Below are 16,536 nucleotides of genomic sequence, written 5' to 3'. Positions count from 1 at the left end.
CTGCCCGCGTCGTGCTTGTTTTTTCGTCCGATCCGTGGTTAGAATCCGGAGCACTGATCCCGATATTTGTAATGCCATGACGCATCTGGTTCTCTCCCTCGCCGTAGTACTGCCGGTACGCGTAGTAGCAAGCGTAGGCAGGCGCGCGTCTTAAGGGCAAGGGACAACCAGGTAGCATCGATTCCAACCCCCGCCGGCGCGCAAGCCCGGCGGGGGTTGGTTTTTGCGTCGCCGGTTCCTGTCGCCGAATATGAACCGAAGGAGATCATCATGATCCAGATGACCGGCGCCGAACTGATCCTGCGCTTACTTGAACGGCAGGGCATACGCACCGTTGCCGGCATTCCGGGCGGCGCGATCCTGCCGCTCTACGATGCGTTGTCGGGTAGCAAACTGATTCGCCACGTGCTCGCCCGTCATGAACAGGGGGCCGGCTTCATCGCCCAGGGGATGGCCAGGGTGTCGGGGCGCCCGGAAGTGTGCTTCGCCTCGAGCGGCCCCGGCGCGACCAACCTCGTTACGGCGATCGCCGACGCGCATCTGGACTCGATTCCCATGGTGGCGATCACCGGGCAGGTGCCACTTTCGATGATCGGCACCGACGCCTTCCAGGAAGCCGACATCTACGGCATGACGGTGCCGATCACGAAGCATAATTTCCTCGTGCGCTCGGCCGACGAATTGCTGCAGGTGATTCCCGACGCGTTTCGCCTCGCGATGTCCGGGCGGCCCGGCCCGGTGCTGATCGACATTCCGAAGGATGTGCAGACCCAGGTCGTGAGCTTCGATGCGTTTCCGCTGCCGGCCATCCCCGATGCCGCGCCCGCAAGCGATCTGGGCGCGATCGAGGAGGCGGCGCGACTCATCAATGCTGCGGAACGGCCCGTGCTCTATGTCGGCGGCGGCGTGGTTCATTCCGGCGCGGCGCAGCAAATCGTCACGCTCGCCGAGCATGCCGGATTGCCGACCACGATGACGCTGATGGCGCTGGGCGTGATGCCGATCGACCACCCGCTTTCGCTCGGCATGCTGGGAATGCATGGCGCGCGCTACACGAATTTCATCCTCGAAGAATCGGACCTGCTGGTCTGCGTCGGCGCGCGCTTCGACGACCGGGCGATCGGCAAGGCGGCGCAATTCTGTCCGCAGGCGAAGATCGTGCATATCGACATCGATCCGTCCGAACTGCACAAGATCAAGAACGCGCATGTCGCGATCAATGGGGATGTCGGCGTGGTTCTCGAAGCGCTGTTGCCGCGGGTGAACGTCAGGCTGCGCAAGCGCTGGCTATCGCGTGTCGGCAGCCTCAAAAGCCGTTTTCCACTGCAGATGCCGGGGCTGGACGATCCGCGCAGCCATTATGGCCTCGTCCAGGCGGTCGCCTCCGTGGTCGGCGATGATGCAGTAGTCACCACTGACGTCGGGCAGCACCAGATGTGGGTCGCCCAGGCTTATCCGTTCCGCCGACCCCGTCAGTGGCTGACCTCGGGCGGTTTCGGGACGATGGGATTCGGCTTGCCGGTGGCGGTCGGCGCGGCGCTGGCGGCGCCCGCGCGAACGGTCGTGTGCTTCACTGGTGATGGCAGCTTCAAGATGAACATCCAGGAACTCGCGACGCTCGCCGAAGAGGGACTCAGCGTGAAGATCGTGCTGATGAACAACAACTCGCTGGGGCTGGTGTATCAGCAGCAGAGCCTGTTCTACGGTAAGCGCGTGTTCGCGTCGAAGTACCGGGGCGCACCCGATTTTCTGAAAATTGCCGAAGGCTTCGGCATCGATGGCGTCGATCTCGATACGGCCCAGAACCCGCGCGCGGCGCTTGCCCAGGCGCTGAACGCCCCGGGGCCGTGTCTGATCCACGCATCGATCGACCGCGAGGAATTCGTCTATCCGATGGTGCCTCCCGGCGCCGCGAACACCGAAATGATCGGAGGCTGACATGATCGAACAAGTTGCCGAACCCTTGCAGCAATCCGGTTTCGCCAAAGTCGTGCTGGAACTTGAGGTCAACAATCACCCCGGTGTGATGAGCCACATCTGCAATCTGTTCGCCCGTCGCGCGTTCAATGTCGAAGGCATCTTGTGCATGCCGATGTCTGACCCGCGCCGCAGCCGCATCTGGCTGCTGGTGTTCGAGGACCAACGGCTGGAGCAGATGGTGCTGCAGGTGGAGAAGCTCGTCGATGTATTGTCGGTGCGCCGGCACGGGGCGGAGCATGAAGTATTCGAACGGCTGGAGAAATTTTTCTACTGAGCATCCCATCCCCCGCAAGCGGTGGAAGGCGTTCGCAAAGGAAACTATAGTTTGCAAAACGTTTTCTTGACGAGCGCCGGACAGATGGCGCGAACGGGCCTCGGATGAGGGTAAGCGGCTTGCCCAAGACCCCGGTGGGGTCTTGGGTCGCTGTGCTACACTCGTCGGGTTTCCACCCCTCGTTTCAAATCGAGATTCGATGTCCGGCAATAGCGTAGGCAAACTCTTTTGCGTCACTTCCTTCGGTGAATCCCACGGTCCGGCGATCGGCTGTGTCGTCGACGGGTGCCCGCCGGGCATGGCGCTTTCGACGGAGGAGATCCAGGTCGAGCTCGATCGGCGCAAACCCGGCACGTCGAGGCATGTCACGCAGCGGCGCGAACCGGACGAAGTGGAGATTCTTTCGGGCGTGTTCGAGGGGGTTACGACCGGCACCCCGATTGCGCTGCTGATTCGCAACCAGGACCAGCGCTCACGTGATTACGGCAACATCGCCGAGACGTTTCGCCCCGGCCATGCTGATTATGCGTACTGGCAGAAATACGGGATTCGCGATCACCGCGGCGGCGGCCGTTCCTCGGCGCGCGAGACGGCGGTGCGCGTGGCGGCGGGTGCGATCGCACGCAAATGGCTGAATCAGCAGCACGGAGTCGTCATCCGCGGCTTCATGTCGCAGCTCGGACCGATCGAGATCCCGTTTGTGGACTGGGATGAAGTCGGGCGCAACCCGTTCTTCGCACCCAACGCCGCTGTCGTGCCGGCGCTCGAAGACTACATGGACGAACTGCGCAAGTCCGGCGACTCGGTCGGCGCACGTATCGATGTCGTGGCCAGCGGCGTGCCGGTGGGCTGGGGGGAGCCAGTCTATGACCGGCTCGATGCGGATATCGCCTACGCGATGATGGGCATCAACGCGGTGAAGGGCGTCGAGATCGGCGCCGGTTTTTCCTGCGTTGCGCAGCGCGGCACCGAACATTCCGACGAAATGACACCCGAAGGCTTCCTCTCGAACAATGCCGGCGGAGTCCTGGGCGGCATTTCGACGGGGCAGGACATTCTCGTGAGTATGGCCGTGAAGCCGACCTCGAGCATTCGGCTCGATCGCCGCTCCATAGACAAGCAGGGCGACGCGGTGATCATCAACACCCATGGTCGTCACGACCCGTGTGTCGGCATCCGCGCGACCCCGATCGCGGAAGCGATGCTCGCGATCGTGTTGATGGACCACGCGTTGCGTCATCGCGCTCAGTGCGGCGACGTTTCCTGCGCGACGCCGAAGCTCGCCCGGCTCGCGCCCTCCGGCGTGCAGCACGTTCCCGCGCCCCCGCGCTGACGGGTTTGCCGTTCGTTCGCGCGCCGGCTGTGCGTCAGGCACTGTCTGCCGCCCGGCGCCGGAGCTAGGGCGCATCCGTGTTGCCGTACTGGCGCCTGTCCGCCTACTACTTTTTTTATTTTGCGTTCGTCGGCGCCTTTTCGCCGTACTTCACGCTCTATCTCCAGTCGATCTCGCTCTCTGCAACCGATATCGCGATCCTGATGTCGCTGATGCAGGTGATGCGCGTGATCGCACCCAATGTATGGGGCTGGCTCGCCGAGCATCCGGGGCGACGCCTGTTCATCATCAGGCTGTCGGCGATCGCCAGCCTTGCCGGATTCTGCGTCTTCTTCGTGACGACGCGTTTCGACGGGCTGTTCATCGCGATGGCGTTGATGGCTTTCTTCTGGAGCGCGGCCCTGCCGTTGGTCGAGAGCCTGACGTTTGCGCATCTCGGACCGCAGGCAAGCCGTTACAGCAGCGTCAGGGTGTGGGGATCGATCGGTTTCATCGTCGCGGTGCTCGGTATCGGTTACCTGCTGGATTTCCTGCCGCTCGGTTCGGTGCTGTGGATGACCGCGCTGGTGCTGGGCGGCATCGCGCTGTGCGCGCTCACGCTGCCCGAAGCCCGCGTTCCGGCGCCGCACTGCGAGACCGCGCGCTTGTGTGACACGCTGCGCCGGCCCGAAGTGCAGGCTCTTTTCGGCGCCTGCTTCTTCATGTCGGCGGCACATGGCGCGCTGTATGTGTTCTATTCGATCTATCTCGTTGATCACGGCTACAGCAAGGCCCTCGTCGGCTGGATGTGGACGCTCGGCGTGCTCGCCGAGATCGGGGTGTTCATGCTGATGCCCCGCATCACCCGGTCGTTTTCGATGCGCACCATCCTGATTTTCGCTTTCGCCTGCGCGGTGCTGCGCTTCGCACTGATCGGCTGGGGAGTCGAGTCGCTGGGCGTCCTCGTGCTCGCGCAGCTGCTCCACGGCGCGACCTTCGGCGCCTATCATGCCGCAGCCATCGCGACAGTGAACCTCTGGTTTCCCGGCAAGCTCCAATCGAGAGGGCAGGCGTTGTATGGGAGCATTTCCTTCGGTGCCGGCGGCATGCTCGGCGGGCTGCTGAGCGGTTTTACGTGGGAAACGATCGGGCCGGCCTGGACCTATACTTTCGGCTCCGGTTTTGCCCTGGGCGGCCTGCTGTGGTTGCTGCGCGGGTGGCGCCCGAAGCTGGAAACGAGCAAAGGAGAGGCAGCGTGAAAAACGGATTGAGGCATTGCATCGCGGCACTGATCGCCGGCTTTATCGCGGTCGGATGTCAGACGGTGCAAACCACGCGCGGCGGGACGGTGGGCGTGGAGCGCGGGCAGATGATGATGGTCTCGGCCGAGGAGGTCGAACAGGCGTCGAGCAAGCAATACGCCGAGGTGCTGGCCGAGGCGCGCAAGAACAACGCGCTCAATCGCGATCCGCGGCAGGTGGCGAGAGTCCGTGCGATCGCCAGCCGGCTGATTTCGCAGGCGACGGCATTTCGTCCGGATACCGGCGACTGGGAGTGGGAGGTCAATGTGCTCAACTCCGACCAGCTCAATGCATGGTGCATGGCCGGAGGCAAAATGGCGATCTACTCGGGACTGATCGAGCAGCTTCAGCTGAGCGACGATGAAATCGCGGCGGTGATGGGGCACGAGATCGCGCACGCGCTGCGCGAGCATTCGCGCGAGCAGGTTTCGAAAGCGATGGCGACCGGTCTGGGTATTTCCGTCGCGGGAGCCTTGCTGGGCGTCGGCGAGGTCGGACAGGACCTGATGGGCATGGTGGCCAAGGTGACCTTCGAGTTGCCCAATTCGCGCCTGCACGAAGTCGAGGCGGATCGTATCGGCGTCGAACTCGCGGCGCGGGCCGGCTATGATCCGCGCGCGGCGGTGCGCCTGTGGGACAAAATGGCGTCGCGCGCGAGCGGTTCGCCCCCGCAATGGCTGTCGACTCACCCCGCCCACGCCAACCGCCAGAAGGATCTGGCCGAATACGCAGCGCGGGTGATGCCGCTGTACGAGGCGGCCAAACGATGAGGAAGGCCTTTCGGACCGCGGCTATTCACGCTGTCTCCCCTGTGAAATAATCAATCCCTTTTCTTTCCACGGAATGCATGGGATGGAAGCCCAAACGCTGTACGAAAAGCTCTGGTCCAGTCACGTCGTTCACCAGGAGGCGGACGGCACGGCGCTGATCTATATCGATCGCCATCTGATCCACGAGGTGACCAGCCCGCAGGCCTTCGAAGGCCTGAAGCTTGCCGGGCGCAAGCCGTGGCGCGTCAGCTCGATCGTCGCGACGGCCGACCACAACACACCGACCGACCACTGGGAACGGGGCATTCTCGATCCCGTCTCGCGTCAACAGGTCGAAACGCTGGACGCGAACATCCGCGAGGTGGGTGCGCTGGCCTATTTTCCTTTCAGGGACGCGCACCAGGGCATCGTCCATGTGATCGGGCCCGAGAACGGCGCGACGCTCCCCGGTATGACGGTCGTGTGCGGCGACTCCCACACGTCGACGCACGGTGCATTCGCCTGTCTCGCCCACGGCATCGGGACCTCGGAAGTCGAGCATGTGCTCGCGACCCAGTGCCTGTTGCAGAAGCGTTCGAAGACGATGCTGGTCCGGGTGGACGGCGAACTGGGCCGCGGCGTATCGGCCAAAGACATCGCGCTGGCGATCATCGGCCGCATCGGTACCGCGGGCGGAACCGGCTACGCGATCGAGTTCGGCGGCAGCGCGATCCGCGCGCTGTCGATGGAAGGCCGGATGACGATCTGCAACATGGCAATCGAAGCGGGCGCGCGCGCCGGTCTGGTCGCGGTCGACCAGACCACGATCGACTACCTGCGCGACAAGCCGCTGGCGCCGAAAGGGGAGGCGTGGGATCAGGCGGTGGATTACTGGCGCACGCTGAAAACGGACGATGGCGCGAAATTCGACAAGATCGTCGAACTCGACGCCGCGCAGATCCAGCCGCAAGTCACGTGGGGGACTTCCCCGGAGATGGTCGAGACGGTTTCGGGGCGCGTGCCCGATCCGGCCAGCGTCGACGATCCGGTCAGGCGCGAGGGGATCGAGCGTGCGCTGAAATACATGGGCCTCGCGCCGAACACGCCGATCAGCGAGATTCCGGTCGATCAGGTGTTCATCGGTTCCTGCACCAATTCCCGCATCGAGGACCTGCGTGAGGCCGCGTCGGTCGCGAAGGGGCGCAGCAAGGCGCCGAGCGTCAAGCGCGTGCTGGTCGTTCCCGGTTCGGGTCTGGTCAAGCGTCAGGCCGAGGCCGAGGGATTGCACGAGGTATTCCTCGCAGCCGGATTCGAGTGGCGCGAGCCGGGGTGTTCGATGTGCCTCGCGATGAATGCCGACCGGCTCGAGCCCGGCGAACACTGCGCCTCGACGTCGAACCGCAACTTCGAGGGCCGGCAGGGCGCCGGCGGCCGGACGCATCTCGTCAGCCCGGCGATGGCTGCTGCGGCAGCGGTCACCGGCCATTTCATCGACGTGCGCGAACTTGCGTGATCGTTGCCGCGGCGCAGGGTATGAATATTTCGAAAGGATGGCGAGGCCATCCAGAGGTGGTGAGATCATGAAGTCGTTTACCGAACTCAACGGGCGGGTTGCCCCGCTCGATCGCGCGAACGTCGACACCGACGCGATCATCCCGAAGCAGTTCCTGAAGTCGATCAAGCGCAGCGGCTTCGGTCCGAACCTGTTCGACGAATGGCGCTATACGGACCACGGAGAACCCGGCCAGGATTGTGCGAACCGGTCGAAAAACCAGGACTTCGTGCTGAACCAGCCCCGCTACGAAGGGGCGCAGATACTGCTGACGCGCGACAACTTCGGCTGCGGCAGTTCGCGCGAGCATGCCCCCTGGGCGCTCGAAGACTACGGCTTCCGGGTGTTGATCGGCCCGAGCTTCGCCGACATATTCTTCAATAACTGCTTCAAGAACGGTCTGCTGCCGATCGTGCTGCCTGCACAGGAAGTCGATGAGTTGTTCCGGCAGTGCGAGGCCACCGACGGATATCGGCTCAAGGTCGATCTCGCCGCGCAGACGATCACGCGTCCCGACGGCAAGACGATCGCGTTCGAGGTCGATCCGTTCCGCAAGGAATGCCTGCTCAACGGCTGGGACGACATCGGCCTGACGCTGCGGCATGCGGACAGGATTCGCACCTTCGAAGAGAAGCGCCGCGCCGACCATCCTTATTATTTTGTCGCCTGAGCCGGACCGGCCGGGCATAGCAGGAGACGTTTGCCGATGAAGATTTGCATTCTGCCGGGTGACGGTATCGGGCCGGAGATCACGGCCGAGGCGGTGCGCGTGATCGAGGCGCTGGACCTGAAGTTTGAGATGGAAGAGGCCCTGCTGGGCGGCGCAGCGGTCGATGCGACCGGCGATCCGTATCCGGAGGCGACGCGCAAGCTCGCGCGCGAGGCGGACGCGGTGCTGCTCGGCGCGGTCGGCGGACCGAAGTGGGACACGTTGCCGCGCGAACAGCGCCCGGAACGCGGCCTGCTGGGCATCCGCAAGGATCTCGGCCTGTTCGCGAACCTGCGTCCGGCGATCCTGTACCCCGAACTCGCGAATGCGTCGTCGCTGAAGCCCGAGGTGGTGGCAGGGCTGGACATCCTGATCGTGCGCGAACTCACCGGCGACATCTATTTCGGCCAGCCGCGTGGGCTAGAGATTCGTGACGGCGAGCGTTTCGGTTTCAACACGATGCATTACACCGAGTCCGAGATCCGCCGCATCGGCCGCGTCGCGTTCGAGGCCGCACGCAAGCGCAACAAGCGGCTGTGCTCGGTGGACAAGATGAACGTGCTCGAGACGACGCAGCTGTGGCGCGACGTGATGATCGAGCTGGCCGCCGAGTATCCGGACGTCGAACTCAGCCACATGCTGGTCGACAACGCCGCAATGCAGCTCGTGCGCGCGCCGAAGCAGTTCGACGTGATGGTCACCGGCAACATGTTCGGCGACATCCTCTCCGACGAGGCCTCGATGCTCACCGGCTCGATCGGCATGCTGCCGTCGGCCTCGCTGGACGCGAACAACAAGGGGTTGTACGAGCCGTCGCACGGTTCTGCGCCCGACATCGCCGGCCAGGGCATTGCCAATCCGCTGGCGACGATCCTTTCCGTGGCGATGATGCTGCGCTACACGTTCAATCAGGAAAATGCGGCGCTCCGCATCGAGAATGCGGTGAAGAAGGTGCTGGCGCAGGGCCTGCGCACCGGCGACATTTTCGAGCCGGGCACGACGAAGGTCGGTACGAAGCAAATGGGCGACGCCGTGTTGGCGGCACTCTGAGATTTCTGGCAATTCGAGGTGAAGGCAATGAACAAGGTAGGTCTGGTCGGTTGGCGGGGCATGGTCGGTTCCGTGCTGATGCAGCGGATGGTCGAGGAGGGGGATTTCGCCGATATTGAGCCGGTGTATTTCTCGACGTCCGCGGCCGGCGGAAAAGCCCCGGCTTTCGGCGGCCGGGAAGCGCCGCTGGCGCTGCAGGACGCGATGAACGTCGACATGCTGCGGCAGATGGACATCGTCATCACCTGCCAGGGCGGCGACTACACGAAAGCCGTGTATCCGCAGCTGCGGGCGGCCGGCTGGAAGGGCCACTGGATCGACGCGGCGAGTGCGCTGCGGATGGAAGACAACGCGGTGATCGTCCTTGATCCGGTCAACCTCGACGTCATCAAGGATGCGCTCGCGAAGGGCGGCCGCGACTGGATCGGCGGCAACTGCACCGTGTCGCTGATGCTGATGGGCCTCGGGGGACTGTTCCGCCACGGACTCGTCGAGTGGGTCTCGGCGATGACCTATCAGGCCGCGTCCGGCGCGGGCGCGCAGAACATGCGCGAACTTCTCAGCCAGATGGGGGTGCTGCACGACGCGGTGCGGGCCGAACTGGCCGACCCCGCATCGGCAATCCTCGACATCGACCGCAAAGTCGCCGAGACAATGCGCTCGGCCGATTTTCCGGTGAAAAATTTCCGCGGCGTGCCGCTGGCGGGCAGCCTGATCCCGTGGATCGACGTCCCGGTGGAAAACGGCCAGTCGAAGGAGGAATGGAAGGGCGGGGCGGAATGCAACAAGATACTCGGCAACCCGCCGTTCCGCAGCGTCGGTAGCGTGCCGATCGACGGACTGTGCGTACGCATCGGTGCCATGCGCTGTCATTCGCAAGGATTGACCATCAAGTTGCGCAAGGATGTGCCGCTGGATGAACTCGGCGAGATCATCGGCACGGCCAACGACTGGGTGAAGGTCGTTCCCAACGAGCGCGAGATCAGCGAACGGGAACTGACGCCAGCCGCGGTGACGGGGACGCTCAGCGTTCCGGTGGGGCGGCTGCACAAGATGGCAATGGGGCCCGAATACCTGGGCGCCTTTACCGTCGGCGACCAGCTTCTCTGGGGCGCAGCCGAGCCCCTGCGGCGCATGCTGCGAATCCTGCTGTCGCAGTGAAATTGCCGGCCGGGAATCGCGCCCTGACGTGGGTCCGGCCCAATTCGTCTCCTGCATGTCACGAACGCTGTTCGGGGAGGCGTTCGTTGGTGAATTGCCTCGGCATTCAGAGAATTGCTGCCAGTATTGAAACAAAATGTTAGATTGCGCGAAGCATAGCGAACGCTCGCTCACGTCCACGACGCCATCTTCCACGCAGCTTGGTGCCCTTGCAGGGTGCGGATGATATACAGCTATGAAGACCTCGCTCAAGGCTTCCCTGGTCGCAGCCGCGATCGCCACGCTTCCCTCCGGCAGTCACGCTGCCGGACTTGGTCCGATCAACGTTTTCAGTGCCATCGGCCAGCCGCTCAGGGCAGAGGTCGAACTCAACGCGACGTCGCAGGAGATGCAGTCGCTGACCGCCAGGATTGCGTCGGCGGAAGCATTTCGGCAAGCGAGCCTGCCATATTCCTCCATCATGAACGCGTTGAAGCTCGCGGTGGAGAGCCGCGGGAACCGCGCCGTGGTGCGCATTTCGAGCGACCGCCCGCTCAGTGACCCGTTCGTCGATTTACTTATCGAGCTTGATTGGGCTTCCGGACGTGTCATTCGCGAATACACGTTCTTGCTCGATCCGGCTCCGGCAGGAACGCCGCCTGCAGTCGTGGCGGCGCCGGTGGCGGCCCCGACTGTCGCGGCGCCGTCAGGGACGCAGCGCGCTGCGCCGCCATCACGTCCGCCGCTTTCCGACACGTCGGCCCCCCCTGCCCGGCACGAGGTACGGCGCGGCGATACGCTGCATGGAATCGCCGAAGCGCATCGTCCCCCGGGCGCGAGCCTCGACCAGATGCTGGTTGCACTATTCCAAGAGAATCCCGACGCGTTCGAGGGCGAGAACATAAACCGGATGCGGGCCGGTGCAATTCTCAAGGTTCCCTCGGGGGCGGCCGTGAGTGCAGTGGAACCAGCCCAGGCGCACCGGAAAGTCGTCGCCCAGGCAGCCGATTTCGAAGCCTATCGAAAACGGTTGGCCGGAACCGTTGCCGCACGCGCCGCAGCAAGCGAACCGCCGGCGTCTCGGGCTGGCGCCGGCGCGATCGTGGCAAGAGTCGACGAACCCGCGGGGCAGGGGGTAGGCGGCGATCAGGTAAAAGTGTCCGCTCCCTTGAATCCGGCGGCGGCCCAGGCGCTGGCCGTCGAGTCTTCACGTCTTGCCCGGCTTCAGTCGCTCGAGGAAGAACTGGTCGCCCGCGACAAGGCACTGGAGGAGGCGAACAGCCGGCTCGCCGCCCTCGAGGCCAGCATCCGCGAAATGCAGCAACTGCTGGAAATTCGAAGCGAGGGCCTCGGAGAACTGCAGCAGCGGGCTGGCGGCAGTACCCCGGACGGCGCTGGTCCCGGTGCGTCGCAGGCGAATGAACCGGCGGCAGCGGCGCCGGCCGGGGTCGCAAGTGCACCACAGCCGGCTGTGGAGACTCAGGCTTCGCGACCGCTCGCAGAGGAGTCGAAACCCGAAGTGCCGCTTCCGGCACCAAAGGCGGCGGAAGTTGCGGCGCCGGTCGTCGAACCCGATTTTCTCCAGGGCCTCGCTGACGATCCGAAGCTGCTCGCGGCAGGGGGCGGTATTCTCGTGCTGCTTCTCGGCTATGCCGGAATCAAGGTCCGCGAACGGCGCAAGGGGGAGCAGGAGAGCCGCGACGCGCTGGGAATCATGAGCGAGTTGCCACTCGCTGCGGGCGCCGGCTTCGGCGCGGCCGGCGGGCAGAACGTGAACACCGGGGACGGCAGCATCCTCGACACCGATTTCAGCCAGTCCGGCCTCTCCGCAATCGATACCGACGAGGGAGTCGATCCCGTTGCCGAGGCCGATGTATATATGGCGTACGGACGGGATGCCCAGGCGGAGGAAATACTCCTCGATGCGCTCAAGGCAGACACTTCGCGCCTTGCGATACCGCTGAAACTGCTCGAAATTTATGCCCAGCGCAACAGTCTGAAGCAGTTCGAAGCCACCGCGTCGGCACTTCATTCCCGTACCGGGGGCGTGGGGCAGGACTGGGAGAAAGCGGCGGAGATGGGCCGGAGGATCGATCCGGACAATCCGCTCTACGGCGCATCGACCGCGGCTTCCCGCACCGCCGCTACCGAACTTCGGCAAGGCGCGACCGCGACCGACACGCTCCCCTTCGCGGCGGTGGGCGCCGGGCTTGGTACCGTGGCGGCGGAAGCCGGCGACACCTCCCCGGATTTCGATCAGTCCAGGGACCTGGATTTCACCACCTATTCCCAGGACGTGGGCGATATTTCGCCAGCAGATCCGCTGTCCGCCGAAACCGAATCGGCGCTGTTGAAGAATCCGTGGGAGATCCCCGCCGGCGAAACCGGTGACAAACCGGGCGCTGACGCGAGCGACATCACACTGGATGCAACCGAGCTCGATCCGGTCGTCTTCGATGCATTGCCGGAGATCGATGCTGCAGCACTTGATTTCGACCTGGATGTCGGCCTCCCGTGGGGGGGCGAAGCCGCGCCTGCGAGCGCCGACCAGGATGCCGGCGCGGCAGTCGACTCCCCGTTGCCGAGCGACCCGGCTCCGAATCTTGATTTTCTCGGTGAAGCCGGCGGTCCGTCAGCGGCTGAAGCACTTCTGAGTGCAACGCTCGTCAGCGACAGCGGCGCGGACCTGCCGGCGCTGATGCCGGACACCCACTTCGATCTTCCGCCGGATATCGAGGAACCGGTGCCGGATGCCGGGACCACCGATTTCAATCTCGAAGCGACAAAGCTGATTTCCGGTGAAGCTTCCGGCGACACAAGTCTTGCCGCTCAGGATCCCGAGGAAACGACATTCGACAGCAACCTTCTCGACTTCGATTTCAACTTCGACGATGCCAGCATGGATTCCTCGGGCGTTGTCCCGGCGCTGGACCCGTCGAGCATCACTCTTGACGAACTGCTGGACGTTCCGCAACCGGCGGGCGGAACGTTGAGCGACGAGGCGATCCAGGAAGTCGATACCAAGATTGAACTCGCACGGGCTTATGAGGAGATGGGCGACAAGGAAGGCGCGCGCGAACTGATCGACGAGGTGCTGCGCGAAGGCTCGCTCGCCCAGCGCGAAGCGGGGAAACGCCTGCTCGAGCAGCTTGTCTGATTGCAGTGCGCGTCGCGGTTTCCCGCTATTGCCCGACCGCCTCCCCTGCAAAGCGGTTTTGGCATGCACGCAGGATTACTGATACTGATATGGGCCGCCGGCGTTACGGTCATACAGACCCTCTCCGGCGTATGGCTCCTGGCCGCGGTGATCGCGAGCGGGCTCGTTGCATCGCCGCTTGCCCCGGAGCGCAGCTGGCGCCTTGTGCGGCGAGTGCGCTTCCTGCTGCTCGCAATCGTCGTCTTTTTTGCCGGGTTTACGCCGGGTGAGGCGCTTGTGGCGGACTGGCCCATGCTGAGCCCGACTGTGGAAGGCGTGCTGCTGGCCGCGCAGCATGGCGGGCGGCTCGTCGCAGTCGTGTTTTGCGTCGCCATCCTGCTCCAGCGGCTTTCCGTCGATCGCCTCGTCAGCGGTTTGTATGCGCTGTTACGGCCGCTGGAGTTTGCCAGCCTGCCGGCGAGCCGGCTCGCGGTTCGCCTGCTGCTCGTCATGCGTTACGTCGAAACCGGGGCCGAGCACGGCTGGACGCACTGGCTCGACGAGGCCGACAATCCGTCGGAGGAGACGATCAGCATCGCCCGGGAGCGCTTCGGCTTGCGGGAGATCGTGGTGTCGGCGTTGTGCATCGCGATGGGCGTGGCCTTGCTGGGGATTGTGAAGTGAGAATCGTGCTCGGCGTGGAATATGCCGGAAATGCGTTCGAGGGTTTCCAGAGCCAGGCCCATGGGCGGACGGTGCAGGATCACTTGGAGGCCGCGATCGGACATATTGCCGCACATCCGGTGCGTCTCCACTGCGCCGGCCGCACCGACACCGGCGTTCATGCGACGGCGCAAGTCGTGCATTTCGACACCGAATCGGTCAGGCCGAACTCCGGCTGGGTGCGCGGTGTCAATAGCCGCCTGTCTTCGCCGGTCGTCGTACGCTGGGCGACCGAGGCCAGTGACGAATTCCATGCGCGTTTTTGCGCGGTGTCGCGCCGCTACCGATATATCCTGCACAATTCACCGGTCAGGCCCGCGCTTCTCGCCGGCCGTGTCGGATGGTTCCATCCGCCGCTGGACGAGATCGCCATGGCCGAAGCGGCGCGCTGCCTCGAAGGGTGGCACGACTTTTCCGCATTTCGCGCCGCGGGTTGCCAGGCCAAGTCGCCGGTCAAACTGATGCACGAGGTTCGGGTGCAGCGCGCCGGTGACTACATCGTGTTCGATTTCTGGGCCAATGCCTTTCTCCATCACATGGTGCGCAACCTCGTCGGCGCCCTGGTGTACGTCGGCAAGGGGCGCCATTCGGCCGCCTGGCTCGCGGAAGTGCTCGCTGCCCGTGACCGCAGCCTCGCCGCGCTGACGTTTCCCGCTGACGGCCTTTATCTGTGCGGCGTCGAGTATGCCCTGCACTGGTCTCTGCCGGGTGAAGGGCGTATCATCGTCGTTCCTCGTATTCCTTTCGTCTGAGTGGCCCGAACCCGTATCAAGATCTGCGGCCTGACCCGCGCCGAGGATGTCCGGTCTGCGGTCGAGGCTGGCGCCGATGCGATCGGGTTGGTATTTTATCCGCCCAGTCCGCGCTTCGTGTCATTCGAGGCGGCTGCAGAACTCGCTGCGCTCGTCCCGCCGTTCGTCACGATAGTAGGACTTTTCGTCAACCCCGAGCCGGCTTTCGTCGCCGCGGCGCTGCGCCGTGTCCCGCTGCAGTTACTCCAGTTCCACGGTGACGAAGACGAGCGCGAGTGCGCCCGGCACGGGCGTCCGTGGGTCAAGGCGGCGCGGGTGCGTCCCGGGGTCGATCTGGTAGAATTCTCCGCTTGCCATCCGGGGGCCTCCGGGTTGCTGCTCGACGCGTTCGTCGAAGGCTACGGAGGCGGTGGCAAAGTATTCGACTGGACCCTGATTCCTGCAGGCCTGGACAAACCTCTGATCCTTTCCGGCGGACTCGATCCCGACAACGTCGGCGAGGCCATCCGTCGCGTCAGGCCGTGGGCCGTCGACGTGTCGAGCGGCGTGGAATCGGGCAAGGGCATCAAGGACGCGGCGCGCATCGCCGCGTTCATCGCTGGAGTTCGACATGCAGATGGCTGACGCGCCTTACCGTTTTCCCGACCCGAGCGGTCACTTTGGTCCTTACGGCGGCGTCTTCGTTGCCGAGACGCTGATACCGGCGCTGGACGAACTGCGTGCCGCATACGAAGCCTGCCGCGACGACCCGGCGTTCATCGCCGAGTTCGAGTATGAGCTCAAGCACTATGTCGGCCGCCCGAGCCCGATCTACCACGCCAGGCGCTGGTCCGACCTGCTCGGTGGCGCACAAATCTACCTCAAGCGCGAAGACCTGAACCACACCGGCGCACACAAGGTGAACAACTGCATCGGCCAAGCGATGGTCGCACGGCGCATGGGCAAGCCGAGGGTGATCGCCGAAACCGGCGCGGGGCAGCACGGCGTTGCCACCGCGACCGTTGCCGCGCGTTACGGCATGGAATGTGTCGTCTACATGGGGTCGGAGGATGTCAGGCGGCAGGCTGCCAATGTCTATCGCATGAAACTGCTCGGCGCCACGGTGGTGCCGGTCGAATCCGGTTCAAAAACCCTGAAGGACGCGCTCAACGAGGCGATGCGCGACTGGGTCACGAACGTCCACAACACGTTCTACATCATCGGCACCGTTGCCGGCCCCCATCCGTATCCGCTGATGGTGCGCGATTTCCAGACCGTCATCGGGAAGGAATGCCTGCTCCAGATGCCGGAGATGACGGGACGGCAGCCCGACTGCGTGATTGCCTGTGTCGGCGGCGGGTCGAACGCGATGGGCATCTTCCACCCGTACATCGACGTGCCCGACGTGCGCCTGATCGGCGTCGAGGCGGCAGGCGAGGGGATGGAATCGGGCCGGCACGCAGCCAGCCTCACCGCAGGCAAACCCGGCGTCCTGCACGGCAACCGGACTTACCTGCTGCAGGACGACGACGGCCAGATCATCGAGACGCATTCGATTTCCGCCGGCCTCGATTATCCGGGCGTCGGACCCGAGCATGCGTGGCTCAAGGACAGCGGCCGGGCGGAGTACGTGACCGTCACCGACCAGGAGGCGCTGAAGGCGTTTCATGACCTGTGCCGCCTGGAGGGCATCATTCCCGCGCTCGAGTCGTCGCACGCGCTGGCCTATGCGGCAAGGCTCGCGCCAACTTTGCCGAAGGACAAGATCCTGCTGGTCAATCTCTCCGGGCGCGGGGACAAGGACATGCACACCGTCGCCGAGAAATCCGGCATCCAGTTCTGACCCTGACGGGTCGACTCGCGGCCCGCATTCCTGACA

At 64.4% G+C, this 16,536-nt stretch carries 14 protein-coding genes; all 14 read left to right on the top strand.

The features are described from left to right. Positions 1–270: 270 nt before the first annotated feature. The 14 genes from ilvB to trpB all read left to right on the top strand — a co-directional run bounded on the left by ilvB (position 271) and on the right by trpB (position 16,500). Entirely contained in the window at positions 271–1,938 is a 1,668-nt protein-coding gene (ilvB, locus tag pbN1_RS03535) for an acetolactate synthase large subunit (RefSeq protein WP_169202462.1), read from the top strand. A gap of 1 nt (position 1,939) precedes the next feature. Then, entirely contained in the window at positions 1,940–2,254 is a 315-nt protein-coding gene (gene ilvN, locus pbN1_RS03530; RefSeq protein WP_169202461.1) for an acetolactate synthase small subunit, read from the top strand. Positions 2,255–2,453: 199 nt separating this feature from the next. Beyond that, positions 2,454–3,587 carry a chorismate synthase gene (gene aroC / locus pbN1_RS03525; RefSeq protein ID WP_169202460.1) on the top strand — a complete coding sequence of 378 codons (1,134 nt, stop codon included), beginning with the start codon at positions 2,454–2,456 and terminating at the stop codon, positions 3,585–3,587. 77 nt (positions 3,588–3,664) lie between these two features. After that, complete coding sequence (locus pbN1_RS03520) at positions 3,665–4,825, top strand: MFS transporter (RefSeq protein WP_169202459.1); 1,161 nt, start codon at positions 3,665–3,667, stop codon at positions 4,823–4,825. Further along, complete coding sequence (locus tag pbN1_RS03515) at positions 4,822–5,637, top strand: M48 family metallopeptidase (protein ID WP_169202458.1); 816 nt, start codon at positions 4,822–4,824, stop codon at positions 5,635–5,637. Before pbN1_RS03520 ends, pbN1_RS03515 begins: the two co-directional genes overlap by 4 nt. An 82-nt stretch (positions 5,638–5,719) precedes the next feature. Next, on the top strand, positions 5,720–7,129 hold the full coding sequence (gene leuC / locus pbN1_RS03510) for a 3-isopropylmalate dehydratase large subunit (protein WP_169202457.1): 1,410 nt from the start codon (positions 5,720–5,722) through the stop codon (positions 7,127–7,129). Between the two features lie 67 nt (positions 7,130–7,196). Continuing rightward, entirely contained in the window at positions 7,197–7,838 is a 642-nt protein-coding gene (gene leuD, locus pbN1_RS03505) for a 3-isopropylmalate dehydratase small subunit (protein ID WP_169202456.1), read from the top strand. A 36-nt stretch (positions 7,839–7,874) separates the two neighbouring features. Continuing rightward, on the top strand, positions 7,875–8,927 hold the full coding sequence (leuB, locus tag pbN1_RS03500; protein WP_169202455.1) for a 3-isopropylmalate dehydrogenase: 1,053 nt from the start codon (positions 7,875–7,877) through the stop codon (positions 8,925–8,927). A gap of 27 nt (positions 8,928–8,954) precedes the next feature. After that, entirely contained in the window at positions 8,955–10,088 is a 1,134-nt protein-coding gene (gene asd / locus pbN1_RS03495) for an aspartate-semialdehyde dehydrogenase (RefSeq protein WP_169202454.1), read from the top strand. Positions 10,089–10,323: 235 nt separating this feature from the next. Continuing rightward, a complete protein-coding gene (locus pbN1_RS03490; RefSeq protein ID WP_169202453.1) occupies positions 10,324–13,224 on the top strand; it encodes a motility hub landmark protein FimV in 2,901 nt (966 codons plus the stop codon). A 63-nt stretch (positions 13,225–13,287) separates the two neighbouring features. Next, a complete protein-coding gene (locus pbN1_RS03485) occupies positions 13,288–13,887 on the top strand; it encodes an energy-coupling factor transporter transmembrane component T (protein WP_169202467.1) in 600 nt (199 codons plus the stop codon). Beyond that, complete coding sequence (gene truA / locus pbN1_RS03480; protein ID WP_169202452.1) at positions 13,884–14,678, top strand: tRNA pseudouridine(38-40) synthase TruA; 795 nt, start codon at positions 13,884–13,886, stop codon at positions 14,676–14,678. The genes pbN1_RS03485 and truA overlap by 4 nt, the downstream gene beginning before the upstream one ends. Continuing rightward, positions 14,679–15,302: a phosphoribosylanthranilate isomerase gene (locus pbN1_RS03475; RefSeq protein WP_169202451.1), complete on the top strand. Its 624-nt coding sequence runs from the start codon at positions 14,679–14,681 to the stop codon at positions 15,300–15,302. Beyond that, the gene (trpB, locus tag pbN1_RS03470; protein WP_169202450.1) at positions 15,289–16,500 is read left to right on the top strand and encodes a tryptophan synthase subunit beta; all 1,212 of its coding nucleotides are present in this window, start codon (positions 15,289–15,291) and stop codon (positions 16,498–16,500) included. Before pbN1_RS03475 ends, trpB begins: the two co-directional genes overlap by 14 nt. The last annotated feature ends 36 nt before the right edge of the window (positions 16,501–16,536 follow it).

Source organism: Aromatoleum bremense, assembly GCF_017894365.1.
Classification (GTDB): Bacteria; Pseudomonadota; Gammaproteobacteria; order Burkholderiales; family Rhodocyclaceae; genus Aromatoleum; species Aromatoleum bremense.
The sequence above is the reverse complement of the archived record's forward strand: the minus strand, read 5'-3'. Positions and strand labels throughout refer to the sequence as shown.

Excerpts from the sequence above, each read along its gene's own strand:
- trpB (WP_169202450.1), top strand. The coding sequence starts at position 15,289 with ATGCAGATGGCTGACGCGCCTTACCGTTTTCCCGACCCGAGCGGTCAC.
- leuB (WP_169202455.1), top strand. The coding sequence starts at position 7,875 with ATGAAGATTTGCATTCTGCCGGGTGACGGTATCGGGCCGGAGATCACG.
- leuD (WP_169202456.1), top strand. The coding sequence starts at position 7,197 with ATGAAGTCGTTTACCGAACTCAACGGGCGGGTTGCCCCGCTCGATCGC.
- leuC (WP_169202457.1), top strand. The coding sequence starts at position 5,720 with ATGGAAGCCCAAACGCTGTACGAAAAGCTCTGGTCCAGTCACGTCGTT.
- asd (WP_169202454.1), top strand. The coding sequence starts at position 8,955 with ATGAACAAGGTAGGTCTGGTCGGTTGGCGGGGCATGGTCGGTTCCGTG.
- ilvN (WP_169202461.1), top strand. The coding sequence starts at position 1,940 with ATGATCGAACAAGTTGCCGAACCCTTGCAGCAATCCGGTTTCGCCAAA.
- ilvB (WP_169202462.1), top strand. The coding sequence starts at position 271 with ATGATCCAGATGACCGGCGCCGAACTGATCCTGCGCTTACTTGAACGG.
- pbN1_RS03485 (WP_169202467.1), top strand. The coding sequence starts at position 13,288 with ATGCACGCAGGATTACTGATACTGATATGGGCCGCCGGCGTTACGGTC.
- aroC (WP_169202460.1), top strand. The coding sequence starts at position 2,454 with ATGTCCGGCAATAGCGTAGGCAAACTCTTTTGCGTCACTTCCTTCGGT.
- pbN1_RS03490 (WP_169202453.1), top strand. The coding sequence starts at position 10,324 with ATGAAGACCTCGCTCAAGGCTTCCCTGGTCGCAGCCGCGATCGCCACG.